The organism is Polaromonas sp. P1_F6 (genome assembly GCF_056405695.1).
This window is the reverse complement of the sequence record NZ_JBFUBQ010000004.1, coordinates 331,114-356,553: the sequence shown is the minus strand read 5'-3', so window position 1 is coordinate 356,553 and position 25,440 is coordinate 331,114. Positions and strand designations below refer to the sequence as shown.

Genomic DNA, 25,440 nt, shown 5'->3' with positions numbered 1-25,440 from the left:
CATCGAATTTGCCCGGCGCGGCGTTATGTGTTGGAATTCCAGCCGGAACTCAAACCTGTTTCCCAACCCAATGGAGCCACCATGAAAAAGCTGTTATCCCTGATCGCCGCCGTTTTTGCCGTCTCGATGGCCTTGTCTCCGGTGGCGCACGCCGCGGACGCTCCAGCCAAAACCGCACAGCAAACCAAAATGGGCGCCTGCAACAAGGACGCTGAAGGCAAGAAGGGCGATGAGCGCAAGGCATTCATGAAAGAGTGCCTGAGCGCCAAGAAAGAAGCACCAACGCAGCAAACCAAAATGAAAACCTGCAACGTCGACGCCAAGGGCAAAAAAGGCGACGAACGCAAAGCCTTCATGAAAGAGTGCCTGAGCAAGTAAGCCGGTCTTTTCAGATCAAACCAGCCCGCCATGAATGTCATGGCGGGCTTTTTTTGTGCCAATATTCCTCCTGGGCGCTATTAATTCGATAGCTGTTTGCGCTTGTCTACAAAGCGCTAGCGGTACTTTTCATCTATAAACGCACCGTCACACCTGCAGCAGCTGCCCCTGCGCCGCCTGCTTGACCGCCTGTGTCAATCGCTGCGCCGCAACGGATTCACGTGCCCAGTGCTGCCAGTACAGCCGCACGTCGACCGTGCTGCCCGGCAGCACTTCCTGCAGCGGCGGCTTGCGGGTGCGCGCGGCCAGCAACAGGTCGGGCACCATGCCCCAGCCCATGCCAAGCTCCAGCGCAAGCTCGAACGCATCCACCGCCGGCACGAAGTGGCGCGGGTACAGCGCGTCGCGCAGCCCGAAATGCTGTTCAAGAAAAGTATCCTGCAGCGCGTCCTTGCGGTTGAAGATCACGGCAGGGCTGGCCAGCAGGCGATGGGCCAGCCGGTTCGGTGCGGCCTTGCCACCCGCCGCGGGCTCGTTCCACTGCGCCACCAGCGCGGGCGAGGCCATGCAGCGGTAACGCATCACGCCCAGCGGTTCAGCCACGCAGCCCCGCATGGCCTGCGCCAATGCGGTGACGCAGCCCGTGACATCCCCGCTTTTCAGGGCTTCCTGGGTGTGGTCCTGATCGTCCACCACGACATCGAGCAGCAGGCCGTTAGCGTGCAGGGCTGAGGCCACGCCCGGCAAGAACCACGTGCTCAGGGAGTCGGCGTTCACCGCCACGCTGAGGCTTTGCAGGCGAGCGGGCTTTCCCCCGCCCTGCAGCCCGGCCAGCAGATCACCCTCCATGAGGCGAACCTGCCGGGTGTGCCCGAGCAAAGCCTGGCCGGCCGACGTGGCGCGTACCTGTTTGCCGCGCACCAGAAGCCGCTGCCCCAGTGCGTTTTCAAGTGACTTGATGCGCAGGGACACGGCAGCCAGCGTCAGGCTCAGGGCCTTGGCGGCTTCGCCGAAACTGCCGTGCTCAATCACGGCGGCCAATGCTTCAAGTTGTCGGGCATCGAGCATGTTGTTAGGCGCCTACTAAATCAATTAATAATTGACTAAAGCTAATTTTAGTTAATTCTATTTAACTATTATGAGCCCTGGCACACACTTGCGGCCATGAACCCGCTCACCGCCCCCGCCTTCCTGACTGGCATGGTCCTCAGCCTCTCGCTCATCATGGCCATAGGCCCGCAGAACGCTCACGTGATCCGAATGGGCCTGCTACGCCAGCATCTCTGGCTCACCGTCGCCGTCTGTGTGCTGACCGATGTGGCCCTGATCGCCGCAGGCGTTGCCGGCCTTGCGCAACTGGGCGGTCTTTCCGACAAGCTGCTGGGCGCCATGACCGGCGCGGGCGCGCTGGTGCTGCTGGTGTATGGCGCCCAGGCCATGCGGCGCTTTCTGCAGCCTGCGCACGCGTCTGCCCAGAACCCCGATATGGCCGGCGCAGAGGCCATGCCGCGCCGCAAGGCCATCGGGCTGGCACTGGCGCTGTCGTGGCTCAACCCCCATGCATGGCTGGACACCGCCGTGGTCATCGGCACCGCATCACTGGCTTACGCCCGGCCGGACAACGCCGTCTTCGGCCTGGGCGCCATCACGGGTTCATTGCTGTGGTTTACCGGCCTGGGTGTGGCGCTGTGGTGCGTGGGGCGCAGGCTCAACACACCGGCCATATGGCGCGCGATGGACCTGTTGGTAGCGCTGATGATGTGGGGCACCGCCTTCTGGCTGGTGCATGGCCTGTTTTCAGCCTGACGCTGCAGCGCGGGTGTGTGCCTAACCAAAGCCTCGGGCCAGAAAGACGGCGGCCAGCGGAATGAACGGCAGGATGTGCGCCTGCACCATCACCAGCCGCCGCGCTTGTTTGACTTCCAGCGCATCGGGCAGGGCGCCGCTGGCGCGCAACTCACGGCGCCAGCGCAAAAACATCATGGTCGGCTTGATGGAAATCAGCCCAATCGCCAGGAACATGACGAGCTTGACGTACAGCAAGGGGTTGTGGACGTACCAGGCCGCGCCCTTGCTGCCCAGAAACACGCGCGCCAGGCCGGTCAGGAAAACCGCGCCGGCCGAGATGCCGTAGACCATGTCGATCTTGCCGAGCCTCTCGATCACGGCGGCGTTCAGCCACTCGGTGCGGCACAGCGCCGCCTCGCTCGCCAGAAAAACCACCATGGTGAGAATCGCCAGCAGGTGGGCATAGGCCAAAAGAGATTCGAGAACCATCGTCGGGATCCTTTCCAGTCAGGGTTTTGTGGTGGTGGCGGCTGGCGACGAGCACCAGAACTCCGGTTGGCTGTAATGGTGTTTCAGAAAATCCAGCCAAAGGCGAACCCGCAGCGGCAAGTGTTTGCGTTGCGGAAATACGGCGTAAATACCGTTGGGCGGCGCGGCAAAATCCTCCAGCACCGCCACCAGCTGGCCGGCGGCAATTTCTGCCTCGACCTCCCAGGTGCTGCGCCAGGCAATGCCGTACCCTCCCAGGCACCAGTCATGCAGGACCTGGCCGTCCGAGCAGTCGAGCGGCCCGCCCGGCTTGAGATGGATCAATTCGTCCTGGACCCGGAACGCCCAGCCCCGCGTTTGCGAGGCGTCGCTGGACAGCGTCAGGCAGTCGAATTTCGCCAGCTCGCTGGGGTGCTGGGGCGTGCCGTGGCGGGCCAGGTAGACCGGCGTGGCCACGCACAGCCGGCGGTTGTCAGCCATGCGCACGCTCACCAGCGAAGAGTCCGGCATGTCGCCGACGCGCACTGCGCAGTCAAAACCCTCGCCGGCCAGGTCAACTACCCGGTCGCTCAGGTTCAGCGAGATCGTGACATCGGCATGCACTTCGCGAAAGCGTGTGACCAGTGGCGCCACGTGGCGGCGGCCAAAGCCGGCCGGCGCGGTGATGCGCAGATGCCCGCTGGCCTTGACGCCGCCGGCCGAAACGCTGGCTTCGGCGTTGGCAAAATCAATCAGCAGGCGCTGGCAGTCTTCAAGAAAGGCGCTGCCTTCGTGTGTGAGCGTGATGCGCCGGGTGGTGCGTACCAACAGCTTGACGCCCAGGCGGCCTTCCAGTGCATCAAGCCGACGCCCCATGATGGCCGGCGCCACGCCTTCGGCGTTCGCGGCAGCGGTCAGGCTGCCGCGTGTCGCAACCGACACGAACGATTCAAGCTGCTTGAGTTTGTCCATGCTGGATTATGTCCATGAACGTCTGAAATCAGCCGTTTTTAGCATTGATTCCAACACTTCCCACCCAGGACGCACGGTGCGCGCGTCCTCTTACACTTTTTTAATAACTCAGCCGGGCCACCGATCGCAAGACGTCCGGTGTGGTGGTCGGCAGGCCAAAAAACTCGAGGTAGGCCGGGATCTGCTCGAACAGCATGTCGGACCCCACTTGCACCGTACAGCCACGCGCCTTGGCCGCTGCCAGAAACGCGGTCATCTCCGACTTCATGACCACTTCGCCCACAAAACTGTTGGCGGCGATACGTGAAACGTCCATGGGCAGCGGATCGCCTTCGTTCATGCCCATGGGCGTGGCGTTGACCACCAGGTCGTAACCCGCCGGGTCGTTTGAGCCTGTGAGGAGTTCCAGCGTTGCGTAATGCTGGCGCAGCCGCCCAGCCAGCGCCTGCGCGGAGGCCGCATTGACGTCGCACAGCCCTAGCGCGCGCGCGCCGGCCTTGGCCAGCGAAGCAGCGATTGCCGAGCCCACGCCGCCGCTGCCGACGACCAGGGCACGCTTGCCGCGCGGATCAAAGCCCTTGCGTTGCACGCCGCGCACAAACCCTTCCCCGTCGAACATGTCGCCCACGAGCTTGTCATTGGCGTCGCGTTTGACGGCATTGCAGGCGCCGGCGATGCGTACTGTGGGTGTGGCTTCGTCCAGCAAATCGACAGTCGTAACCTTGTGCGGCATGGTGATCAGCGCGCCGCGGAAATTCTCCAGGCAAGACACCGACCGCAGAAAGGCCGGGTAGTCTTCGGTCTTGCAACCCATGGGCACGACCACCGCGTTCACTCCCGCCTGTTCAAAGTAGGGGTTGTAGATCATCGGCGCCTTGAAAGAATGCGTCGGGTAGCCGATGTGGGCGATGAGTTCGGTATGGCCGTTGATCATGGAGGTTCCAGAAATTTGCAGTTAAAACCGCTGTTGAAAATAATGCCGAATGATCAGTGCTGACGGTCATTCGCCTGCAACAAAGATGCCTTTGACGATCAATACAGGCCAGGGGTGCCACCGCCGTCCACAGCGATGGCCGTGCCTTGAATGTGGCGGGCACTCTCCGAACACAGGAATATCGCAAGTGCGGCGACATCCTCGGGTGTCCCCAGCCGGCTGAGTCCCTCGCGTGCGATTTGTGCCTGTCGTTCTTCTTCGACGGGCTTTCCACTTGCGGCTGCACGCTGCTGAAACAGTTGCGCTACACGGCCGGTTTCAGTCAAGCCCGGAAGAATGGCGTTGACATTGACGCCGTCCCGCTTTCCAAGACCGGACAGGCCCTTGGTGAAGTTGTGCATCGCAGCGTTGACCGACCCACCGATCAGGAAGCCCGGGTCGGGCGTACGGGCAGCGCCGCCAATGATGTTGACAACGTGCCCACCCGCAGTTTTCAGCATCGGCCAAAACAGGCGGCACAAGTTCACACAGCCGAAGAACTTCAATGCAAAGCCGTCATGCCATGCGTCCTCCGGAAGGTCCAGAAACGCACCGGCGCGCGTGGCACCCGCGGAATTAACCAACACGTCACAGCGTCCAAATTTTTCGGACACCAGGGTGAATACCGCTTTGCAACCTTCTTCGCCTCGAAGATCCGCAGCACATACCTCAGGGCGGAGTGCTCCAGTGCCTGCAATTGCATCTGCTGCAGTCTTCAGGTTCTCAATGGACGATGCGGCCAAAACGGTTTGCGCACCGCGTGCGGCAAACGCAGCGGCGATGCCATGGCCGATGCCCCGGCTGGCGCCACTTATAACGATGACTTTTCCAGCGAACTCCTGTGACATGGCCGCTCTCTTTCTGATGATTTACGAAACCCTTGCGGCATTGATCGCCGAAACAGCGGCGCGCAAAGCCAGCAGGTAGCTGTCAGCGCCAAAGCCGCAGATCTGCCCCTTGACGATTTCAGCGAACACCGACACATGGCGGAAAGGCTCGCGGGCATGGATGTTCGACATGTGAAGCTCGACAACCGGCACCGTGAGGATGGCCAGGGCGTCGCGGATGCCGTAGCTGTAATGCGTCCAGGCACCGGCGTTGATCAGCACGGCGTCGACCTTGTCGGTGAATGCCTGGTGAATCCGTTCGCACATGTCACATTCGCTGTTGGTCTGGAAATGTTCCACCTCGGCGCCGAGCTCCCGGCCCAAAGCCTGCAGGCTGGTGTTGATCTCGTCCAGCGTGATGGTGCCGTACTGCGCCGGGTCGCGTTTGCCGAACATGTTGTGGTTGATGCCGTGAAGCATGAGCACTTTCATGGTGATTTCTTTCCTGGTTGTTGACGTTGTTTGTCGTGGTTTGATTTGTATGTGGGAGGGTCGAGCTGCTTAACCAACGGGCAACTCGATCACCTGGCCGGTTTGGGCGGCCTGCGCGATGGCTTCGGTGATGCGCAGGTTCAGCAGGCCGTCGCGGGCACTGACCAGCGGCGGTGCTTCACCACGAATGACGGCGCCGAAGTGCTCCAGCTGGTGCTTGAGGGGATCGTCGCGCACCATGTCGGCCACGCTCTCGTCAAACGGCTTCCACCAGGAGCGATCTTCCGGCCTGGCGTAGGTTTTCAGGCGCATGGTCGGAACCGACAGGCTTCCGTTGGTGCCCGAAATCACGTAGCAGTCTTCGTCGCCATAGCTTGGGTAGGCCTTGTTTTCCTGGGAGGTCTGCTCCCAGCTGCGCGCGCATGCGGCGGTGTCCGACAGCATGAAGCTGCCCAGCGCACCGTTGGCAAAACGCAGATTGATGGCCACCGTGTCTTCCACCGGAAAACCGCGTGTGGCATTGGAGGCAAAGGCCTGCACTGCCACGATGTCACCGCACAGCATGCGCAGGTTATGCACCTCGTGAATCATGTTCAGGAGGATGGGGCCGCCGCCGATCTCGCGGCGCCATGACGCGTCTTCGTAGTAGCGGTCGGGCTTGAAGAATGTGGCACTGCCCGTCACGGCAACCAGCTTGCCGAGTTTTCCCGAATCCACGATTTCTTTCGCTTTGGCCATGATGGGGCTGTGCGCGCGATGGTGGCCGATCAGTACCTTGGCGCCCGTCTCAGCGACCGCCTTGACCAGCTGCTCGCCTTCGGCCAGCGTGGGTGCAATGGGCTTTTCCAGCAGGATGGGCACCCCGGCCTTGATGCATTGCAGGGCCTGCGGCACATGCAGCTGGTTCGGCGTCGCAAGGATCACGCCGTCAGGGCGGTCCTTGCTGAGCAGCTCATCCAGCGATGGGTACAGCGGAACACCCGCCCTGGCGGCGATAGCCTTTGCCGCCGGCGCAGGATCGACAATGGCCGAAAGGACGCAGGTTGGGCTCTCTTGAGCCACATCCATGTGGGCCAGGCCGATGTAGCCGGCCCCTGCGACAGCGATGCGGATTTTGCTCATGAAGGAAAGATACCCGGAACCGGAATGAAAGAACAGGCCAGCCCGGCGCTCCGGTGCGCTGGGCCGGCCGGGGCGTGAAATCCTATTTACGCAGTTTGGCGAGCTCTGCCTGCAGTGCGCCGACCACATCGGCACCCACGATGGCCGAGTGCTTCTCGATAACGGGCTTCATCTTCTCGCGGAATTTGGCCATTTCTGCGGGGCTGAACTCGCTGACCTGCATGCCGTTCTTCTTCAGGTTTTCGAGCGCGGTGCCGGACTGTTCACGCGAGGCCTTGCGCTGGTACGCAGCAGCTTCGGCGGCCGCATCCGAGAAGATTTTTTTCTCATCATTGCTCAGGGTGTCCCACAGCTTTTTGCTGACGATGACGGTTTGCGGGTTGTACTGGTGGTTGGTCACCGCCAGGTACTTTTGCACTTCGTAGAACTTGTTCGCGTTGATGACCGTGAACGGGTTTTCATGGCCATCAATGGCTTTCTGTTCCATCGCGGCATAAACCTCGGGAAAAGCCATGGGCGTCGGGTTGGCGCCCAGTGCGGTCACCCAGTCGATGTTGATGGCGTTCGGAATCACGCGCAGTTTCAGGCCGGCAATGTCGTCCACCTTGGTGATGAGGCGCTTGCTGTTTGTGATGTTGCGAAAGCCGAGTTCCCAGTAGGCCAGCCCATGGATGTTTTTGGCATCGAGCTTGGTGAGCATCATTTTCCCGAAAGGCCCATCCACCACGGCATCGGCTTCCTGCGAGCTTGCAAACATGAACGGAAAATCGAAAACGGCAAATTCCTTGGCCTGGCTGGCCAGGATGCCGGAATTCATCACCACCATTTCCAGCGTGCCGCCTTGCAGCGCGGAGATGTTCGGTGCATCGCCGCCCAGCACACCGCCGGGGAAGAGGTTGACCTTGATCTTGCCGCCCGATTTCGCTGCCACGGTTTCAGCGAATTTTTTCATGCCCAGCACAATCGGGTGGCCGTCCGGGTTTTGCGTGGCGAACTTGACGGTGCGTTCCTTGATGTCCTGGGCTGAGGCCATGCCGAAGGCCGCCAGGGCGACGGTAGCGAGGACGGATTTGATAAACAGGCGTTTCATGGTTGTCTCCGGTTTTTTGAGGGGATGAGGTGTCACGGTACGCTTTGACGTGGCTGCCGGCCGTGGCGTACCCAGCACGCCCGGCAGCGCGGAAAGTTGTCAGCCGCCGTAAAACCAGCGCGCCGGGATGATGACGATTTGCGGAAAAGCCACCATCAGGAACATGATGGCGAACTGGGCCCACATAAAGGGCAACACGCCCTTGGTGACTTCGTCCATGCTCACCTTGCCCACCCCGGCCACCGTGTTCAGCACCGTGCCCACCGGCGGGGTGATCAGCCCGATGGCGTTGTTGATGATGAACAACACGCCAAAGTACACCGGGTCAATGCCGGCGGCCTTGACGACCGGCATGAGCACCGGCGTCAGCAGCAAGATGGTGGGTGTCATGTCCAGCGCGGTTCCCACCACCATCACCAGCACCATGATGGCCAGCATCAGCAACTTCGGGCTGTCCAGAAGCGGCTGCAGCAGGGCAACCACCTGGCCCGGTATCTGCGCCACCGTGATCAGCCAGGCCGACACCATGGCCGCGGCCACCAGGAACATCACGATCGCGCTGGTCTTGGCGGCGCCCACGAACAGCGGATAGAGCTTCCTCAGCGTGAGCTCCTTGTAGATTAGTACGGAAACCAGCGTTGCGTACACCGCGGCAACCACAGCGGCCTCGGTCGGCGTGAAGATGCCGAACTTCAGGCCGAACACCACAATCAGCGGCAGCACCAGCGCCCAGGTCGACTCCTTCAACGCCACCAGGACTTCTGCACGGCTCTTGCGCGGCGGGGCTTTCACCACTTCCTTGCGCACCAGCCACCACCAGGTGAGCCACAGCGACAACCCCAGCAAGAGACCGGGAAAGATGCCGGCCAGGAACAATTTGGAAATTGACACATTGGCTGCCACACCGAAGATGACAAAGGCAATCGAAGGCGGGATGACCGGCGCGATAATGCCCGCCGATGCGATCAGCCCTGCGGAGCGCGCCTTGTCATGGCCGGCGGCCACCATCATGGGCAGCAAAAGCGACGCCAGCGCAGCCGCATCGGCCACGGCAGAGCCCGACAGCGCCGCCATGATGACTGCCGCCACAATCGTGACATAGCCCAGGCCGCCCTTGATGTGGCCGACCAGGGCCATGGCGAGGTTGACGATGCGGCGCGACAGGCCACCTGCGTTCATGACCTCGCCGGCGAGCATGAAAAAGGGCACGGCCAGCAGCGGAAAGCTGTCGGCGCCGTTCACGACGTTCTGTGCCAGGATCTGCGCGTCAAACATGTCGAGGTGCCACATCAGCGCCGCGCCGCACAGCAGCAATGAAAACGCGATCGGGATGCCCAGCGCCATGGCGGCAAGCAGCGATCCGAGGAATATAGCGATGGTCATGCCGGACCTCCTTCATGCGGCTGGTCTTCGGATTCCCTGATCATCATCAGCTCACCGTCCCCGGTCTTGCCGCTGAGCAGCCGGACCAGGTCCCGCAGCAGCAACAGGCCGCCGAGCACGGCGAACACCATGCCCGAGCCGTAGAACCAGCTCATGGACACTTCCATCACGGCACTGGTGGTGGTCCAGTTGATCTTGACCTGCTCCCACGCACCACGGAACATCAGCCAACAGGCAAAAAGCATGAGCAGGTAACTGATGCCGAGGCAAATTTTCTTGCCCCTGGGGCCCAGGCGACCCACCAGCATGTCGGTGCCCAGATGCCCGCGCTCGTTGATCGCCACCACGGCACCGAGAAAGGTCAGCCAGACGAACAGCCAGCGAGACAGCTCCTCTGACAGATTGATGCCCGAGTTGAAGCCATAGCGCAACACCACGTTGCCGAACACCAGCACCACCATCAGCGCCAGGAACAGCGCAATCACGCCGTCCAGCACCCGGCAAAACCGGTCTATCCACTTGTCCATGTTGTCTCCTTTTTATGCGTGGCTGCGCGCGCAGCCGTCCAGCCCTGAGCCTGTTGAAGATTGCTTTAATCCATAATGTACGAACTAGTTAGTTTTAAACGAATCGGTAGAAACCCGACATGCCGGCCCCTGGCCGGCGCGATCCGGAAGTTACTTGCGCACGAAGCGCACGATCATTTCGATGATGCTGTCGCGCCGCGCCGTCATGGCGCGCCCCGACTGGGTGTCGCTCTTGAAGATCAGTCCGAAGGTGTGCTGGTTGGAGACATTGAAGAATGTCAGCGCAGAAATCGACGCATGGATGTCGATCGGGTCCAGGCCTATGCGAAATATGCCCGCCGCCACGCCGCGCTCGTAAAGCTTGCGGATGGCATCGATGGCCGGCACATTGAGCTGCTGGATGATCTTGCTTTGGGCCAGGTAGCTGCCGCGCTCCATGTTCTCGGACATCACCAGCCGGATATAGCCCGGATTGCTGTGGTGATGGTCGAAGGTAAAGCCCACCAGGCGGCGCAGCGCATCTTCCGGCAGCAGGTCTTCCAGGTGCAGTTCCGCCTCGATGCTGCGCATGCGCCGGTACGACTCCTCCAGCACGGCGAGGTACAGCCCCTCTTTGCTGCCGAAGTAGTAATAGATCATGCGCTTGCTGGTCTTGGTGGCCGCCGCGATCTCGTCGATGCGCGCGCCGCTCAGGCCCTTCTCGGCGAATTCGGCCGTTGCCACTTCGAGGATGCCGGCCATCGTGCGTGCCGGGTCGTTGGTGCGCGTGGCCGTCTGCACAGCCGGGGCCTTGCTTTTGCGCCCACGCACCTTGGTCGAAGCTGCCTGCGAATGTACTGTTTCGTCCATTCGCGCAGTATAGGGGGCAGGCTGAGGTCATGTCATACCAGCGCAATGGTGATGCGTTCAATCGCAGCGCGTGTATCGGGCCGCACGCCGCGCCACCATGCAAAGGCTTCGGCTGCCTGCTCCACCAGCATGCCCACGCCATCGGCCAGCCGCCGGGTTCCCGCGTTTTGCGCCAGGCGCAAAAACGGCGTGAGCCCTTTTCCGTACGCCAGTTCGTAGGCCAGGCAACCAGGAGCAAACACGCTTGCCGGCACCGGCGGCAGTTCGGCGCGCAGGCTTGCCGAGGTGGCATTGAACACCACGTCAAAGGTTTGCCCCGCCAGATCCGGATAGCCGCAGCCGCGGACGTTTGCCTGGGCCGCGCCCATGGCCTGCAGTTCATGTGCCCGGGCAACCGTGCGGTTGGCAATCACCAGTTCGGCCGGAGCCTGCGCCAGAAACGGCAGCAACGCGCCCCGGGCCGCTCCGCCGGCGCCCAGCAGCAGCACGCGTTTGCCTTGCAGCTGGCAGCCCAGGTTGTGCGTGACGTCGCGCACCAGGCCCACGCCGTCGAAGTTTTCGGCAATCACGCGTGTGCCTTCAAACCTCATGGCATTGGCCGCCCCCGCGAGCTGCGCCCGCTCCGAGCGTTCGGTGGCATAGGCAAAGGCGTCGAGCTTGAATGGCGCGGTAATGTTCATGCCTTTGCCGCCCAGGGCGCGGAAGGCATCAACGGCCCCGGTGAATCCGCCTGGCGGCCCTTCGATAGCCGTGTATTCCATGTCCTGCCCGGTAGCCTGCGCGAACATGCCGTGGATCAGCGGCGATTTGCTGAACCCTATCGGGTTGCCGATGACGGCATAGCGGTCGGTCATGGCTGCACCTCTGCATACAGCACGCCGTCGTGCTCCATCGCCTCAATGTCGGCAGCGCTATAACCAACGCTCGCGGCGATCTCGCGGTTGTGTTGACCCATGCCGGGTGCAACGCAGGCAGGTGAGGTGTCGCACTCCGAAAACCTGAAAGGCAGGTTGGGCAGGCGGATCTTGCCCAGCACCGGGTGGTCCTGCTCAATCACCATGTTGCGCGCCTGAATTTGCGGATCGTTCAGCACTTCCTCGATGTTCTGCACCTTGGCGCAGGGCACGTCAATCGCATCCAGCGCAGCCAGGCACTCGGCCACAGTACGGCCCGCTACCCAGGCTTTCGCCAGGGCAAGTATTTCGGTGCGGTTTTCGTTGCGCCCTGCGGCGCTGTGAAAGCGCGCGTCAAGCGCCAGAGCTTCGCCGCCTATCAGCAAAGCAAAACGCTTCCATGCGTCGTCGACCTGCGCGGCAATCACGAGGTAACCGTTGCTGGCGGCAAATACGCCGTACAACGTGCTTTGAGGCATGTCGTGGCCGGTTTGCTGCGGAATTTCCTTGCCGCCTGAGAGGGTGTAACACTGCACCGCATAGTCATGCATGGACACCAGGCAGTCGTAGAGGGACAAGTCAATATGCTGACCCCTGCCCGACTTGATGCGGCCCAGCAGTGCGGCACATACCGCCGCCACGCCGTGGATGCCGGTGTACATGTCGCCCAGTGAAACGCGCAGCAGCGGCGGCACGCCGCCGGGCTCGCCGACCATGGCCATGATGCCGCTCTTGGCCTCGGCAATCAGGCCGAAGCCGGCACGGTGCGCGTCGGGGCCGGTATGGCCATAGGCGGAGATCGAGCAGTACACCAGGCCAGGGTTGCGCCGGGACAGCTCTTCGTAGCCCAGGCCGAGCTTTTTCAACGCACCGGGGCGGTAGTTCTCGACGAACACGTCAGCTGTGTCGGTGAGCTTGTGCATCATTTCCAGGCCGCGCGGGTCCTTGAGGTTGATGCACAAGCCCTTCTTGCCCATGTTCTGCTGCAAAAAGTAGCCGCTTTGTCCCTTGATGAAGTAAGCGTGAGCGCGTCCCGCATCCCCGTCCCTGGGCCGCTCGACCTTGATGACGTCTGCACCCATCGCTGCCAGGCAGCGCGACAAATAGGGCCCGGCCAGGAAATGGCTGTAATCGACGACGCGGATGCCCGCCAGCGGCAGCGCTTGGGTAGCTTTATTCATAAAAACCTGAATTCATCTTTGTATATCGGGCGCAAGCAGCTATGTTTTTGATAGCAAATCATTTTTCAGACGATGGCCGGCGCGGCACCATCAGGCGGTGCTCGCCCTTTTGCACCACCTGCCCGGCCTGGTTGATCAGCTCGGCCGGCAGCACCACGATGCCCCAGCCCGGCTTGCTTTTGGAGGGCCGCATGCTGGCCACACGAAATTTCACGTGCAGCGTGTCATTGATCTTGATCGGCAGCAGGAAGTCCCAGGTCCAGCCCAGCGACATGCCGGGCAGGAAGCGGTATTCGCTCTGGGTTTTCAGGCCGTCGGCAACCGACAGCCCCATCAGGCCGTGCGCAACACGGCAGCCGAAGTGCGAGGCATTGGCGTAGGCTTCATCCACATGCACGGGCGTGAAGTCGCCCGTGAGTTCGGCGTAGGCATCGATGCGCGCGGCGGTGAAGGTATAGGACGGGCTGGTGCACTCGTCGCCGACCTGGGCGTCGTCCCAGTATTTTTCCGGCGTGGCGAACTGGATGTTGGGGTTGGGCATGAGGCGCCTTTCAGGCAGTGGTGGCTCTGGGATTGACTGCCAATACAGCAGACACGCAGCCGGTGCTGGCCTGGATCAGCTCGACGGCCAGGCCATCGGGCAGTTGCAGCCAGTTGCGGCCCTGGGGCAGTTGCTTCACGCCCCATGTCTTCGCCCCGGCCAAGGCGGCCTCCAGGTCGTCCACCATGATGCCCAGATGCGCCAGCCAGCCGGCGTCGTTCGACGGCGGCGCTGCAAAGCCTGGCGTACTCATGAGCTGCAGGCCGCCGATCGTCCAGTACTGGTGCGGTGCATCGGCGGGTCCGTCGATCTCGCGCACATCCATGCCCAGCACCTCCAGGAAGAAGTTGATATGCCACCGGATGTCTTTGACGCGCACCGCAACGTGTTCTACATAGGATTTTTGTTTGTGGGGGGCCAAGGTGTGCTCTTTTGAATCGCGTTGACGCGGCTGTGCGCGCTCAATACCCTTGATGCAGGCCACCAGGGCCTGGTTGACGGGTGTGGGTACGCCGCATTTCGCGCCCTGGCGCACCACCGCGCCGTTCACAAAGTCGATCTCGGTGATGGAGCCCTTCTCCAGGCTTTGCAGCATCGAGGTCTTGAACGCGTAGGGCAGGCCTTCGCCCGCCTTGACCCACGGCTGGCGCGGGTCAGTGGTGGCGAGCGTGATGCCGCTGGCTTGTGCCACCGCCATCGCTTCGGCCACGGCCGCAATGCCGCAGGCCTCAAGCTCAGGCACCTGGTACATATCGCCGTAGGTCAGGCGCGTGATGGCGCTCACGGCGCCGGTGGCCACATTGACCAGCAGCTTGTCCCAGATGGTGCCGATGATGTTGCGGCTGACGATGGTGTCGAGCCCGGCGGCGTTGAAGGCGGCGGCGATGCGCTGCACGCGCTCCGTGATGCGGCCATCCAGTTCACCCAGGTGGGTGTCCTTGCCGCGCGTTCCAATCAGCACATGCCCGGCGCCGAGCTGCGTGCCGCCCGCATAGGTTTTGCCGGCCAGCACGCGCTCGCGGCCCACGATGCTGCCCAGGATGTCTTCGTGTCCCAGCCCGTTTTGCAGTGACAGCACCACCGTGTCCGGCCCCAGCAGCGACAGGGCTGCCTCCATGGCCGGGCGGGTGTCGAAGGACTTGACCAGCACGATCACCAGGTCCACCGCACCGGTGTTCATGGCCACGCCTGCGGCGGAGGTCGCGGCATGCACCTGCACGCAGCGGTCTACACCGCCGTCGCGCAGGATCAGCCCGCGGCTGTTCATGGCCTCGACCTGGGCAGCATTGCGGTTGATGAGCCAGACCTCGTGACCAGCCTCCGTCAGCACGCCGCCTAGTGCACAGCCCAGCGCGCCGGCGCCCAGAACACAAATCTTCACTGCACAACTCCTTCGTGATTCAGGAGCGAATTCTGGGTGGGTCCGACCATGTCGTCCATGCAATGAGGGCAATACCAATCATTGCGTATCACAATAGAGGTATGGAAAAGGACCTGGATCTGCTGGACATCAAGCTGCTGCGGCTGCTGGACCAGCTCTACACCACCCGCAGCGTCACCCGGTCGGCCGAGGCCTTGGGGCAAAGCCAGCCCACGGTCAGCATCTGGCTGGCGCGCCTGCGCAAGCAGCTTGGCGACCCGCTGTTTGTGCGTACGGCAGGCGGCATGCTGCCCACGCCGCGCACCGATATGCTGATTGCCACGGTGCGCGAGGTGCTGGGCGGATTGCAGCGACTGGCCCAGTCAGAGGCTGCCTTTGAACCGTCTACGGCGCAGCGGCGCTTTCGCATCTGTATGACCGACGCCAGCCACGTCACGCTGTTGCCCCGGCTGCTGTCCCACGTGCGGGCGGTGGCGCCGGGCGTGGCGCTGGAAGCCGCGCGTATCGATGCCGGCCTGGCGCATGCCCTGCAAGCAGGTGAGGCCGATCTTGCCGTCGGCTTTCTGCCCTGGCTCGACACGGGCTTCTACCAGCAGACGCTGTACGGCCAGGACTGGATTTGCCTGGCCAATGCCCGGCATCCGCGGGTGGGCAGCGAATTGGGTGCCGACTGGAGCCTGGCTGTCTACCAGGCCGAGGCGCACATCGGCATCAGTTCCGGCACCGGCTACCAGCTGCTGGACAGCGCCCTGGCGTCACAAAACATCTCGCGCCGCGTGTTGCTGGAGCTGCCGGGCTTTCTGGGCCTCTCGGCCATTTTGTCCACCACCGACCTGATCGCCACGCTGCCGCGCCACATCGGCGAAACCCTGGCCCGCGCCGTCGGCCTCCAGGTGCTGCCCTGCCCGCTGGCGATTCCCGGATTTACCGTGAAGCAACACTGGCATGCCCGCTACCACCACGACCCGGCCTCCCGCTGGCTGCGCAGCGTGTGTGCCGAGTTGTTTATGAAAAGTGCCACCAGCCCTTTATAGCTGTGCGCGAGCAGCTACATTTTTTATAGCAACAAAACTCAGCGCGTCACCCGGTTGGCTTGCAGAGCCTGGATGGCGTCGTCGTCATAACCGAGCTCCCGCAGCAGTTCGCGCGTGTGCTCGCCCAGCCTGGGCGGGTTCAGGCGCACCCCGGGACGTTTGCCGCCCAGGGTCAGCGGCAGCAGGACGGTGGCGCTTGTTTGCCCGGTGCGGGCGCCGTCGGTCAAGGTGATGGGCGCCAGCCCGCCCGTGGCCTTGAGATGCGGGTCGTCAAACAAATCCTGCGGCCGGGTGATGGGCGCAAACGGCAATGCATGTTTTTCGAACACGGCACCCAATTCGGCCGCGCTGTGCCCAGCCAGATGTGAGCGCAGCAGGGGCATCAGCCACTCGCGCGCAAGTACCCGGTCGTTGTTGGTCAGCAGCCGCGGGTCGGCCCGCAGGTCTTGCAGCCCAAAAGCCCCGCAAAAAATGGCCCACTGCGTGTCGCTGACCACGGCCAGGAAAATCTGCTCACCGTCCCTGACCGTGAACACGTCGTAAATCGCCCACGCCGAAATGCGGCTCGGCATGGGCGCGGCAGGCTGCCCCGTCACCGCGAACTGCATCATGTGCTGGGCGACCAGGAAAACATTGTTTTCAAACAGCGCGGCCTGCACTTCCTGGCCCTTGCCGGTTTTTTCGCGCGCGGCCAGCGCGGCCATGGCGCCGATGGCGCCGAACATGCCGCCCATGATGTCGTTGACACTGCTGCCGGCGCGCAGCGGATCGCCGGCCCGGCCTGTCATATACGCCAGCCCGCCCATCATCTGCACCACTTCATCGAGCGCAGTGCGATGGTCGTAAGGGCCGGGCAAAAAGCCTTTGTGGCTTACATAGATCAAGCGCTCGTTGAGCTGCGAGAGGCTGGCGTAATCCAGGCCAAGCTTCTTCATGGTGCCGGGCTTGAAGTTCTCGCTCACGATGTCGGCGGTGGCAACCAGCTTGAGCACCAGCTCGCGGCCCTCGGGGGTCTGCAGGTCGACGGCGATGCTTTTTTTGTTGCGATTGAACAGGGGGAAAAATCCCGCACCGGAGCCGAGCAGCTTGCGGGTGTTGTCCCCCGAGATCGGCTCGACCTTGATGACCTCGGCCCCCAGGTCGGCCAGCAGCATGCCGCAGGTCGGCCCCATGACCATATGGGTGAATTCGACGACACGCAGCCCTGCATAGGGCAGGCTTTGTTCGCCGGATACGCTGGCTTCAGGCATGCAAACGTCCTTGTACAAAATCTTTGGGGAGGCCCGCCTCGGGTGTCATGCCATAAAGCGGTTCGCCCGGCAATCCGGCCTTGAGCGGCTCGCGCGCAGCCATCAACTTGACGAGATCCACTCCCGTGGAAATACCCATGGCCTCAAACATGAAAACCAGGTCTTCAGTGACCACATTGCCTGACGCCCCCGGTGCATAGGGGCAGCCGCCGAGACCGCCCTGCGAAGCATCGAAGGTGCGCACGCCTTCTTCATACGCAGCCAGGCAGTTGGCCAGGCCCAGTCCGCGTGTGTTGTGCATGTGTGCAGCACCGGCCTTGTCGCCAAGCTCGGCGCGCAGGCGCCTGAAGAGGCGGCGCACCTGCACGGGGTTGGCATAACCCACGGTGTCCGATAAACCTGATTCATCAGCACCGGCAGTGATGCATTGCGCGGCCAGCCAGATCACATCGTCCTCCGGTACTTCGCCCTGCAGCGTGCAGCCGAAAGCGGTTGAAATGGCGGCTTCAAGTTTGACATGCGGTGCCAATTCGCGGCGCAGGCCGGCAATGGCCCGCACTTCTTCGACCATCTCTTCGCGCGTCTTGCGCACATTGGCCAGCGAATGCGCCGCGCTGGCCGACACCGGCATGGTCAGCTTGTGCACGCCGGCCTGCAGTGCTGCTTCAGCGCCGCGGCGGTTGGGCACCAGCGCCATCACGGTGAGGCCGGGCAAGGTGAGCGCATGCCGTACCACCTCCGCCACGTCGGCCATTTGCGGCAACAGTTTGGCGGGGACGAACGAACCCACCTCGATTTCGCGCAGGCCGGCCGCGTGCAGGGCGGTGATCCAGCGCAATTTGTCGGCGGTCGCCATCGTGCGGGAAACACTTTGAAGACCATCGCGTGGGCCGACTTCACTGATCAGCACCTGGCTGGGCTGGGTGGTTTGCATCATTCCCGATATTCTGTAAGATAGAACTATATTCTCTCTAATGAAATGATGAAGCAGGTTGCCGGCACTGTCAAGCAGGCAATCGACACGAAAGCCCAGGAGATCGAGCCATGCCGCGCAAAGCCCAGACCGAATCCGTTGCAGACGCCCATGCCGCTCCCGGCGGTGCCGCGGCAGTGGACCGCGCCCTGTCGCTGCTGTCGGCGTTCAGGGCGGGTGACATCTCACTGGGCCTGAGCGAACTGGCGGAACGCACGCAGCTTTACAAGAGCACGGTGCTGCGGCTGCTGGCTTCGCTGGAGCATGCGCGACTGGTCCAGAAACTCGGCGACGGCCGCTACGCGCTGGGCGCCGAGGTGGCGCGCCTGCATGGTGTGTACGCCGCCTCGTTTTCGCTGGACCGGGTGGTGCTGCCGGTGCTGCGCGAGCTGGTTGCGGCCACTGGCGAGAGCGCGGCCTACCATGTGCGCCAGGGCGAGGCCCGCCTGTGCCTGTACCGCGTGGACTCGCCGCACCCGATCCGCGACCACATCAAGGCCGGCGATCTGCTACCCGCCGACCGCGGCACGGGCGCTCGCATTTTGATAGCGTTCGGCGCAGGACAGCTAAGGGTTGGAGGCCAAAAAGACCGTCAGCTATACGCCAAAATCCGCGAACAGGGTTACTACACGGCTGTGGGCGACCGGCTGGCCGAGGTGGCCGGCATTTCGGCCCCGGTGTTTGGGGCCGATGGCGCACTGGCGGGCGCACTGACGCTGACCATGCCCGGCAACCGTTACAGCCAACGCCATGTCAAGCCGGTACTGGAAGCGGCCCGCCGCCTGACAGGCCGGGTTTAAAGGCTTCCCCCGGTTCAGCCTTGCGCCGAAGTGGGCTCGATGCGCCACTGGATGTTGAGCGAAAACTGTTCCCCTGGGCCCAGCACACGCAAGCCGGGCTGCCCTGGCAAATGAAAGGCATCGATAGGCTGCGTGATGGGCTCAAAACAAAACGCGGGCCCTTGCGGTGGGCGGTAAACCAGGCAGAAGTGCTGCGCAGCACCGCCGTCACGCGCAAAGTCCGGCATGCTGGCCGTGACCTGCAGGCCCAGCTCGGGCCAGGCAACGAAGGCCTTGCCGCCCCAGCCGGTGTAGCCGTTGTCGATGAGCGGGCCGTTGGCCGGCGCACCCTTGTTCAGGTCCCAGCCCGCCGGAAAGTCGGTCGTGTGCGCAACCGGCAGCGGGTCGTCGCCGCAGAGCCAAAGGCCCTCCACCGGCGCGGTAATCCGTGTTTGCGGGGTGCGGGGAAACCAGGGATGCACGCCCAAGCCATATGGCAGCGGCTTGACGCCCAGGTGGCGCACCTGCACCTGCTGGTCCAGCCCGCCTTCGACCAGCCGGAAGGTCTGCACGGCTTCGTAGTCATAAGGATTGCCGTCGAACCCGTATGACACCAGCGTCATCACCAGCGTATCGCCCTGCGGTTGCGAAATTTGCCAGGGCTGCAGCCAGCCGTCGCCATGAATGGGATAGGGTTCGCCCGCGCGATTCGGGCGCATGGCGTGGAATTGCCCCTCATGCGTGAAGCCTCCGCCGCTGATACGGTTGGACCACGGCACCATGGCAAATGAAGCGGTCTGGTAGAGATCGTCTGTTTTGCCGTCCCAAGGCCGCCAGAGGTCCAGCGGCCCTTGCGGACGGTCAAGCTGCCAGGCGGCCACACTGCCGCCGAGCGAGGGAACCAGTCCCAGGCGCTGGCCGGAATGGCGCAGCCAGACTACAGGATGTGCGGAATCGGTCATTGAAGGTCTTTCACGGTGAGGGCAGGTAGATGGTGCTTTGTCCGTGGCATCAGCCGGCGAACAAACCGGCAGGCACACCTGGGCTGTCAATCGCCACCGCGAACAGGCCGCCGGCCAGCGGCTGGTCTGCGAGCTGCCCGGGCGTGAGCCCGGTGCGTGCCGTGCTGATAAAAAGCGTGCGCATGTCCGGCCCGCCAAAGGCGCAGTTGGTCACATGGCCTGTCGGCAGCGGCACGCGGCACAGCTCCAGTGCAGTGACCGGGTCATGGCAGCTGATGCAGGCACCGCCCCAATGGGCAATCCACAGGCGGCCAGCGGCGTCGGTGGTCATGCCGTCGGGTACGCCGTCGCCAGCCGCAAAGGCCAGCCACAGCCGCTTGCCTGACAAGGTTCCCGCCGCGCTGTCGAAGTCATACGCATGGATGCGGCCATTGACGGTATCGTTGAAATACAGGGTGCGTCCGTCGGCGGACCAGGTGGGGCCGTTGGTCACCGCAAAACCTTCTTCATGGCGCGTGCAGCGGCCATCAGGGTCATAGCGATACAGCGAGCCGGTGGGGGCCACGCAGTCAAAGTCCATCGTCCCCGCCCAAAAGCGGCCTTGCCTGTCGCACTTGCCATCGTTGAAGCGATTGCCCGGCAACGCAGCCTCGGGTTGGTGCAGGTAGCGTGGTTCGCCGCCCAAAGCGGGGTCAAACAGCGCGAAGCCGCGCCGCAGGGTCACGATCAGACCGGGCGCATGCGCCCGCTCGGCCAGCGCGGAAATTTCCTCGTCAAAGGCCCAGCTGCTGCGCGCGCCGGTAGCGGGGTGAAAGCGGTGCAGGCGACAGCCAAGAATGTCCACCCAATACAGGGATTGCTCCCGCGGCGACCACAAGGTACCCTCACCCAGCAGGGCCCCCGCCGGATGGACGCAATGCACCTTGCCAGGGACCGGCATGGCCAGCCGCTGCTGATACACGCCTGCGGGCGTGTCTGGAATCAATGTCACTAATGTCTCCGTATTGCGGGGCTGTGCGGTGGCCTCTTGACGCGGTGGATGATATCAATGCATAGTGATGTTGGAAACTTATTCTTTTTATATTAATTGATACACAACTTGCAATGTCAAACATTTCCAGCTCTGCCCCCATGCGTGCCGCTCCCGCAAGCGAGACCCTCTCCGTCTTTCCCAGCCTGAACAAGCGGTCGGTGTTTGTCACCGGCGGAGGCAGCGGCATAGGCGCCGCCATCGTGACAGCCTTTGCGCAGCAGGGCGCGCGCGTTGCCTTCATCGATGTCGCGAAGGAGGCCAGTGAAGCGCTTGCGCAGGAACTGGCGGATGCGGGGCACGCCCGCCCATGGTGGCGCGCCTGTGATGTGCGGGACGTGGCCGCGCTGCAGTCGGCAATCACCGACGCGGCAAGCGCGCTGGGCGACTTCTCGGTGCTGGTCAACAATGTGGCCAGCGATGACCGCCACAGCCTGGAGTCTGTAACGCCCGCCTACTACGATGACCGCATCGCGATCAATGAACGGCCCGCTTTTTTTGCAATCCAGTCGGTGGTGCCGGGCATGCAACGCCTCGGTGCCGGCTCCATCATCAACCTGGGTTCCACCGGCTGGCAAGGCAAGGGCGCAGGCTACCCCTGTTATGCCATCGCCAAATCGTCGGTGAACGGCCTGACGCGTGGACTCGCGAAAACGCTGGGCCGGGACCGCATCCGCATCAACACCGTGTCGCCGGGCTGGGTCATGACCGAGCGGCAGATCAAGCTCTGGCTGGATGCCGAAGGCGAGAAGGAGCTCCAGCGTAACCAGTGCCTGCCCGACAAGCTGCTGCCCCACGACATCGCGCGCATGGTGCTGTTCCTGGCATCCGACGACGCCGCCATGTGCACCGCGCAGGAGTTCACGGTGGATGCCGGCTGGGTGTAGACCTCCCCCCCGAAGCGCCTCCGGCGCCTCCCCCCTCAGGGGGCGACACTGGCGGCCCGGCAAAGCCGGTTCCGCGGTGTCTCTGGCCTAAGTCCGCTGGGGCTCTCAGTCCATCTCGAGTTTCCGCCCGTAGAGTGTGAGACTTGCAGTCTTCAGGGCCTTCATCATGACCTTGGCGGCTGGCGATGGCAGCCGGTCGGTACGGGTGATGATGCCGAAGGCGTCCATGTGGCAGGGCATGTCCAGCGGCAGCACCGAGACGATACCGTGCGCGGCGTAATACCGCGCCACATCGGCGGCGACCACGGCCACCATGTCGCTTTGCTGCAGCATGCGCGTGATGAAAAGCAGGGCTGAAGACTCCACCACGTTGATCGGCGGTGCAAGCCCATCCTCCCGGAACATCAGCTCGAACCGGTGCCGCAGGACACTGCCCGCGGGCGGCACAATCCAGGCGGCCGCCACCACGTCGCGCAGGGTGAGGCCAGACACACCCAGCAGCGGGTGCCCCGGCCTCGCCATGGCGCACACCGGCTCCTCGACCAGGGGCTCATAGCGCAAATTGGTCTTGTCATGTTCGGCAAAGAGGCGTGCCACCAGGATGTCGAGCTTGCCCTGCTCCAGGCGCTCGAGCAGTACCGGGCTGGTTTCGATGTCCAGCGAAATGCGCAGGCTCGGGTGCTCCTGTTTGACCACGGCCACCGCAGACGGCAACAAGGCCAGCCCCGGCGACGTGATGGCGCCGATGCCGACCTGGCCGAAGTGCCCGGTTTTGAGGGCGGTGAGCTCGTCATGTGCCTGGTTCAGGCTGGCCAGTGCCATGCGCGCGTGCCGGATCATGGTTTCGCCATACCAGGTTGGCCGCATGCCGCGGGGCAAGCGCTCAAAAAGCTGTACCTCCAAGACATCTTCCAGATCCTTGAGCAACTTGGACGCCGCCGGCTGGGTCATGCTGAGAACCTGTGCTGCGCGATGAATATTGCCTTCTTCGGCCAGTGCAACCAGCAACAGCAATTGCCGTGTTTTGAGCCGTGCGCGTATGAACCAGTGGTTGTAGGTGCTCATCGGGTTTTCCAGAATGCGTAGAACGATATCTATTTTGTCAAAAAAACGATTGGATTGATATCAAAATTAATTCTAGACTGCAGCGCTATGAAGACGAGGCTCTCACTCTCATGAAATTCGGCGAACTGCAACAAAACGCCCGGCATTACATCAATGGGCGCTGGGAAACCGGCACCACCACCGGCACCAGCACCAACCCCTCGGATACCCGGGAGGTGGTCAGCGAGTACGCACGTGCCGACCGCAACCAGACCGAACTTGCGATCCGGGCCGCGGCCGAGGCATTGCCGCACTGGAGCCACAGTACGCCGCAACGCCGGGCCGATGTGCTTGACCAGATCGGCAGCGAGATCCTGGCGCGCAAGGATGAGCTGGGCATGCTGCTGGCACGGGAAGAAGGAAAAACCTTGCCCGAAGGCGTGGGCGAAGCGGCACGGGCCGGCCAGATATTCAAGTTTTTCGCAGGCGAAGCATTGCGTGTTCAGGGGGAGACCATGGCATCGGTCCGGCCCGGCATCCAGGTCGACGTGACGCGTGAGCCTGTCGGCGTGGTGGGAATCATCGCGCCATGGAATTTCCCGTTGGCGATTCCGGCCTGGAAAATCGCGCCGGCACTGGCCTATGGGAACACGGTGATTTTCAAACCGGCCGAGCTGGTGCCCACCTGTGGTTGGGCTCTGGCCGAAATCATCAGCCGCTGCGGGCTGCCTGCGGGCGTCTTCAACCTTGTCATGGGAAGCGGCCGGGAAGTCGGGCAAACGCTGGTCGACCATCCCCTGGTCAATGCGCTGAGCTTCACGGGCTCGGTGACAACCGGCGAACGCATCCTTCAGTCGGCTTCCGCGCGCCGCGCGAAAGTGCAGCTTGAAATGGGTGGCAAAAATCCGCTGGTGATACTGGCTGATGCCGATCTTGACCAGGCCGTCGAATGCGCCGTGCAAGGCTCGTACTTTTCGACCGGCCAGCGCTGCACCGCGTCAAGCCGGCTCATCGTGGAAGCGCCTGTACACGATGCATTCGTTGCGCGCCTGCGCCACCGCATTGCCGGGCTCAAGGTGGGCCACGCGCTGGAGCGGGGCATCGATATGGGTCCGGTGGTTGACCGCAGCCAGCTCGAACAGAACCAGTCGTATCTGGACATAGGGCGCAACGAGGGCGCCGAGCATGTCTGGGGCGGCGAATTGCTGGAGCGCCCGACACCGGGGCATTACATGAATCCGGCGCTCTTCCTGGCCCGGCCGGAACACCGCATTGCGCGCGAAGAGATTTTTGGACCCATAGCGTGTGTGTTGCAGGCCGATGACTTTGAACACGCGCTGGCCCTGGCCAACGACACCCCCTTCGGCCTCTGTGCAGGCATCTGCACGACGTCCCTCAAGCACGCCATGCACTTCAAGCGTCACGCAGAAGTCGGCATGACCATGGTGAACCTGCCTACTGCGGGTGTCGACTTCCACGTTCCGTTCGGCGGGCGCAAAGGGTCGAGTTATGGCTCACGCGAACAAGGCCGCTACGCTGCCGAGTTCTACACCACCGTCAAGACCGGTTACGTGCTAGCCTGAGCCATTGAAGATCACCAGAGAGCTGTCAGTTCCATTTCAACCAAGGAGACAAAATGAAAATCCATCGCCGCACCCTCGCCGTCGCACTCGCCTGCGCCCCCCTTGCCGGCCTGTTGCCGGTTTCAGCATGGGCACAAAAGCCCATCGTGCTGGGCTTTAGCCAGGTCGGCGCAGAGAGCGAATGGCGCACCGCCAATACCGAATCCATCAAATCGGCCGCCAAGGACGCGGGTATCGAACTCAAATTCTCCGATGCCCAGCAGAAGCAGGAAAACCAGATCAAGGCGATTCGCTCCTTCATTGCCCAAAAGGTGGACGTGATCGCGTTCTCGCCCGTGGTCGAGTCGGGCTGGGAAACCGTTTTGCGTGAAGCCAAGGCCGCCAAAATTCCGGTGGTGCTGACTGACCGCTCCGTGAACGTCAAAGACACCTCTCTGTATGTTTCCTTCATGGGCTCGGACTTTGTGGAGGAAGGCCGCAAGGCAGGCCGCTGGCTTGTCGAAAAAATGAAGGGTACAAGCGGCCAGGTCAACATCGTTGAGTTGCAGGGAACCGTGGGTTCCGCACCGGCGATTGACCGGAAAAAAGGATTTGAAGAAATCATCAAGGCCGACCCGAAGTTCAAAATCATCCGCTCGCAGACGGGTGATTTCACCCGGGCCAAGGGCAAGGAAGTGATGGAAGCCTTTCTCAAGGCCGAAGGCAAGAAGATCAATGTGCTTTTCGCGCACAACGACGACATGGCTATCGGTGCGATCCAGGCGATTGAAGAGGCTGGCATGAAGCCGGCCAAGGACATCACCATCATCTCGATCGATGCCGTCAAGGGCGCTTTCGAAGCCATGATGGCCGGCAAGCTTAACGTCTCCGTGGAGTGCAGCCCCTTGCTGGGCCCGCAACTGATGGCGGCAGTCAAGGATATCAAGGCCGGCAAGTCCGTTCAGAAACGTATCGTTACCGAAGAGGGTATTTTCCCGATGGAAGTAGCCGCCAAGGAATTCCCCAAGCGTAAATACTGATCAGCATCCGGGCC

At 62.7% G+C, this 25,440-nt stretch carries 27 protein-coding genes and 1 pseudogene; 7 read left to right on the top strand and 21 right to left on the bottom strand.

Features of this window, described 5'->3' with window-relative positions:
* The first annotated feature begins 81 nt into the window (after positions 1–81).
* Entirely contained in the window at positions 82–378 is a 297-nt protein-coding gene (locus tag AC1DY9_RS15075) for a PsiF family protein (RefSeq protein ID WP_457282371.1), read from the top strand.
* Positions 379–525: 147 nt separating this feature from the next.
* Here the strand turns inward: AC1DY9_RS15075 and AC1DY9_RS15070 are convergent, their stop codons facing one another.
* Positions 526–1,446, bottom strand: a complete 921-nt coding sequence (locus tag AC1DY9_RS15070; RefSeq protein ID WP_457282370.1) for an HTH-type transcriptional regulator ArgP — start codon at positions 1,444–1,446, stop codon at positions 526–528.
* A gap of 96 nt (positions 1,447–1,542) precedes the next feature.
* Between AC1DY9_RS15070 and AC1DY9_RS15065 the strand changes: the two genes are divergently transcribed.
* Entirely contained in the window at positions 1,543–2,184 is a 642-nt protein-coding gene (locus tag AC1DY9_RS15065) for a LysE/ArgO family amino acid transporter (protein ID WP_457282369.1), read from the top strand.
* 21 nt (positions 2,185–2,205) lie between these two features.
* On the opposite strand, the gene AC1DY9_RS15060 is transcribed toward AC1DY9_RS15065, so the two are convergent.
* The 15 genes and pseudogenes from AC1DY9_RS15060 to AC1DY9_RS14990 form a co-directional block, all read right to left on the bottom strand.
* Complete coding sequence (locus tag AC1DY9_RS15060) at positions 2,206–2,655, bottom strand: DUF2214 family protein (RefSeq protein WP_477666924.1); 450 nt, start codon at positions 2,653–2,655, stop codon at positions 2,206–2,208.
* An 18-nt stretch (positions 2,656–2,673) separates the two neighbouring features.
* Positions 2,674–3,606, bottom strand: coding sequence for a LysR family transcriptional regulator (locus AC1DY9_RS15055; protein ID WP_457282367.1), 933 nt, complete (start codon positions 3,604–3,606; stop codon positions 2,674–2,676).
* A 100-nt stretch (positions 3,607–3,706) separates the two neighbouring features.
* Positions 3,707–4,540, bottom strand: a complete 834-nt coding sequence (locus AC1DY9_RS15050) for a shikimate dehydrogenase family protein (protein WP_477666923.1) — start codon at positions 4,538–4,540, stop codon at positions 3,707–3,709.
* Between the two features lie 98 nt (positions 4,541–4,638).
* The gene (locus tag AC1DY9_RS15045) at positions 4,639–5,427 is read right to left on the bottom strand and encodes an SDR family oxidoreductase (RefSeq protein ID WP_457282365.1); all 789 of its coding nucleotides are present in this window, start codon (positions 5,425–5,427) and stop codon (positions 4,639–4,641) included.
* 21 nt (positions 5,428–5,448) lie between these two features.
* Positions 5,449–5,898 (bottom strand): type II 3-dehydroquinate dehydratase, encoded by a 450-nt coding sequence (gene aroQ / locus AC1DY9_RS15040; RefSeq protein WP_477647179.1) that lies wholly within the window; start codon positions 5,896–5,898, stop codon positions 5,449–5,451.
* 69 nt (positions 5,899–5,967) lie between these two features.
* On the bottom strand, positions 5,968–7,020 hold the full coding sequence (locus AC1DY9_RS15035; protein WP_477666922.1) for a Gfo/Idh/MocA family protein: 1,053 nt from the start codon (positions 7,018–7,020) through the stop codon (positions 5,968–5,970).
* A gap of 82 nt (positions 7,021–7,102) precedes the next feature.
* A complete protein-coding gene (locus tag AC1DY9_RS15030) occupies positions 7,103–8,110 on the bottom strand; it encodes a TRAP transporter substrate-binding protein (protein ID WP_457282362.1) in 1,008 nt (335 codons plus the stop codon).
* Between the two features lie 99 nt (positions 8,111–8,209).
* The gene (locus tag AC1DY9_RS15025; protein WP_477666921.1) at positions 8,210–9,493 is read right to left on the bottom strand and encodes a TRAP transporter large permease subunit; all 1,284 of its coding nucleotides are present in this window, start codon (positions 9,491–9,493) and stop codon (positions 8,210–8,212) included.
* Positions 9,490–10,020, bottom strand: a complete 531-nt coding sequence (locus AC1DY9_RS15020; RefSeq protein ID WP_457282360.1) for a TRAP transporter small permease — start codon at positions 10,018–10,020, stop codon at positions 9,490–9,492. The genes AC1DY9_RS15025 and AC1DY9_RS15020 overlap by 4 nt, the downstream gene beginning before the upstream one ends.
* 150 nt (positions 10,021–10,170) lie before the next feature.
* Positions 10,171–10,869: a TetR family transcriptional regulator gene (locus AC1DY9_RS15015; protein WP_457282359.1), complete on the bottom strand. Its 699-nt coding sequence runs from the start codon at positions 10,867–10,869 to the stop codon at positions 10,171–10,173.
* 32 nt (positions 10,870–10,901) lie between these two features.
* On the bottom strand, positions 10,902–11,723 hold the full coding sequence (gene aroE / locus AC1DY9_RS15010; protein WP_457282358.1) for a shikimate dehydrogenase: 822 nt from the start codon (positions 11,721–11,723) through the stop codon (positions 10,902–10,904).
* Positions 11,720–12,943: a CaiB/BaiF CoA transferase family protein gene (locus AC1DY9_RS15005; RefSeq protein ID WP_477666920.1), complete on the bottom strand. Its 1,224-nt coding sequence runs from the start codon at positions 12,941–12,943 to the stop codon at positions 11,720–11,722. The genes aroE and AC1DY9_RS15005 overlap by 4 nt, the downstream gene beginning before the upstream one ends.
* A 58-nt stretch (positions 12,944–13,001) precedes the next feature.
* Positions 13,002–13,484, bottom strand: coding sequence for a MaoC family dehydratase (locus AC1DY9_RS15000; protein ID WP_477666919.1), 483 nt, complete (start codon positions 13,482–13,484; stop codon positions 13,002–13,004).
* Positions 13,485–13,494: 10 nt separating this feature from the next.
* Positions 13,495–13,905 carry a VOC family protein gene (locus tag AC1DY9_RS14995; protein WP_457282454.1) on the bottom strand — a complete coding sequence of 137 codons (411 nt, stop codon included), beginning with the start codon at positions 13,903–13,905 and terminating at the stop codon, positions 13,495–13,497.
* Positions 13,906–13,923: 18 nt separating this feature from the next.
* Positions 13,924–14,865: pseudogene (locus tag AC1DY9_RS14990) on the bottom strand (ketopantoate reductase family protein); the annotation flags it as partial.
* Positions 14,866–14,966: 101 nt separating this feature from the next.
* Between AC1DY9_RS14990 and AC1DY9_RS14985 the strand changes: the two are divergent.
* Positions 14,967–15,899: a LysR family transcriptional regulator gene (locus tag AC1DY9_RS14985; RefSeq protein WP_477666918.1), complete on the top strand. Its 933-nt coding sequence runs from the start codon at positions 14,967–14,969 to the stop codon at positions 15,897–15,899.
* 38 nt (positions 15,900–15,937) lie between these two features.
* Here AC1DY9_RS14985 and AC1DY9_RS14980 read toward each other — a convergent pair whose 3' ends face one another.
* Positions 15,938–17,149 carry a CaiB/BaiF CoA transferase family protein gene (locus tag AC1DY9_RS14980; protein WP_477666917.1) on the bottom strand — a complete coding sequence of 404 codons (1,212 nt, stop codon included), beginning with the start codon at positions 17,147–17,149 and terminating at the stop codon, positions 15,938–15,940.
* Positions 17,142–18,086, bottom strand: a complete 945-nt coding sequence (locus tag AC1DY9_RS14975; RefSeq protein WP_477666916.1) for a hydroxymethylglutaryl-CoA lyase — start codon at positions 18,084–18,086, stop codon at positions 17,142–17,144. Before AC1DY9_RS14975 ends, AC1DY9_RS14980 begins: the two co-directional genes overlap by 8 nt.
* A gap of 107 nt (positions 18,087–18,193) precedes the next feature.
* Here AC1DY9_RS14975 and AC1DY9_RS14970 point away from each other — a divergent pair, with 107 nt between their 5' ends.
* Complete coding sequence (locus AC1DY9_RS14970) at positions 18,194–18,922, top strand: IclR family transcriptional regulator (RefSeq protein ID WP_477666915.1); 729 nt, start codon at positions 18,194–18,196, stop codon at positions 18,920–18,922.
* 14 nt (positions 18,923–18,936) lie between these two features.
* Here the strand turns inward: AC1DY9_RS14970 and AC1DY9_RS14965 are convergent, their stop codons facing one another.
* Together AC1DY9_RS14965 and AC1DY9_RS14960 are read right to left on the bottom strand one after the other, a co-directional pair.
* Positions 18,937–19,863 carry an aldose 1-epimerase gene (locus AC1DY9_RS14965; protein WP_477666914.1) on the bottom strand — a complete coding sequence of 309 codons (927 nt, stop codon included), beginning with the start codon at positions 19,861–19,863 and terminating at the stop codon, positions 18,937–18,939.
* A 49-nt stretch (positions 19,864–19,912) separates the two neighbouring features.
* The gene (locus tag AC1DY9_RS14960; RefSeq protein ID WP_477666974.1) at positions 19,913–20,803 is read right to left on the bottom strand and encodes an SMP-30/gluconolactonase/LRE family protein; all 891 of its coding nucleotides are present in this window, start codon (positions 20,801–20,803) and stop codon (positions 19,913–19,915) included.
* Between the two features lie 191 nt (positions 20,804–20,994).
* Here AC1DY9_RS14960 and AC1DY9_RS14955 point away from each other — a divergent pair, with 191 nt between their 5' ends.
* Positions 20,995–21,780 (top strand): SDR family NAD(P)-dependent oxidoreductase, encoded by a 786-nt coding sequence (locus AC1DY9_RS14955; protein WP_477666913.1) that lies wholly within the window; start codon positions 20,995–20,997, stop codon positions 21,778–21,780.
* Positions 21,781–21,885: 105 nt separating this feature from the next.
* Here the strand turns inward: AC1DY9_RS14955 and AC1DY9_RS14950 are convergent, their stop codons facing one another.
* Positions 21,886–22,845, bottom strand: a complete 960-nt coding sequence (locus AC1DY9_RS14950; protein WP_457282349.1) for a LysR family transcriptional regulator — start codon at positions 22,843–22,845, stop codon at positions 21,886–21,888.
* Positions 22,846–22,955: 110 nt separating this feature from the next.
* On the opposite strand from AC1DY9_RS14950, the gene AC1DY9_RS14945 reads away from it, so the two are divergent.
* A complete protein-coding gene (locus AC1DY9_RS14945; protein WP_457282348.1) occupies positions 22,956–24,407 on the top strand; it encodes an aldehyde dehydrogenase family protein in 1,452 nt (483 codons plus the stop codon).
* 53 nt (positions 24,408–24,460) lie between these two features.
* Positions 24,461–25,426, top strand: a complete 966-nt coding sequence (locus AC1DY9_RS14940; protein ID WP_457282347.1) for an ABC transporter substrate-binding protein — start codon at positions 24,461–24,463, stop codon at positions 25,424–25,426.
* Positions 25,427–25,440: the final 14 nt, after the last annotated feature.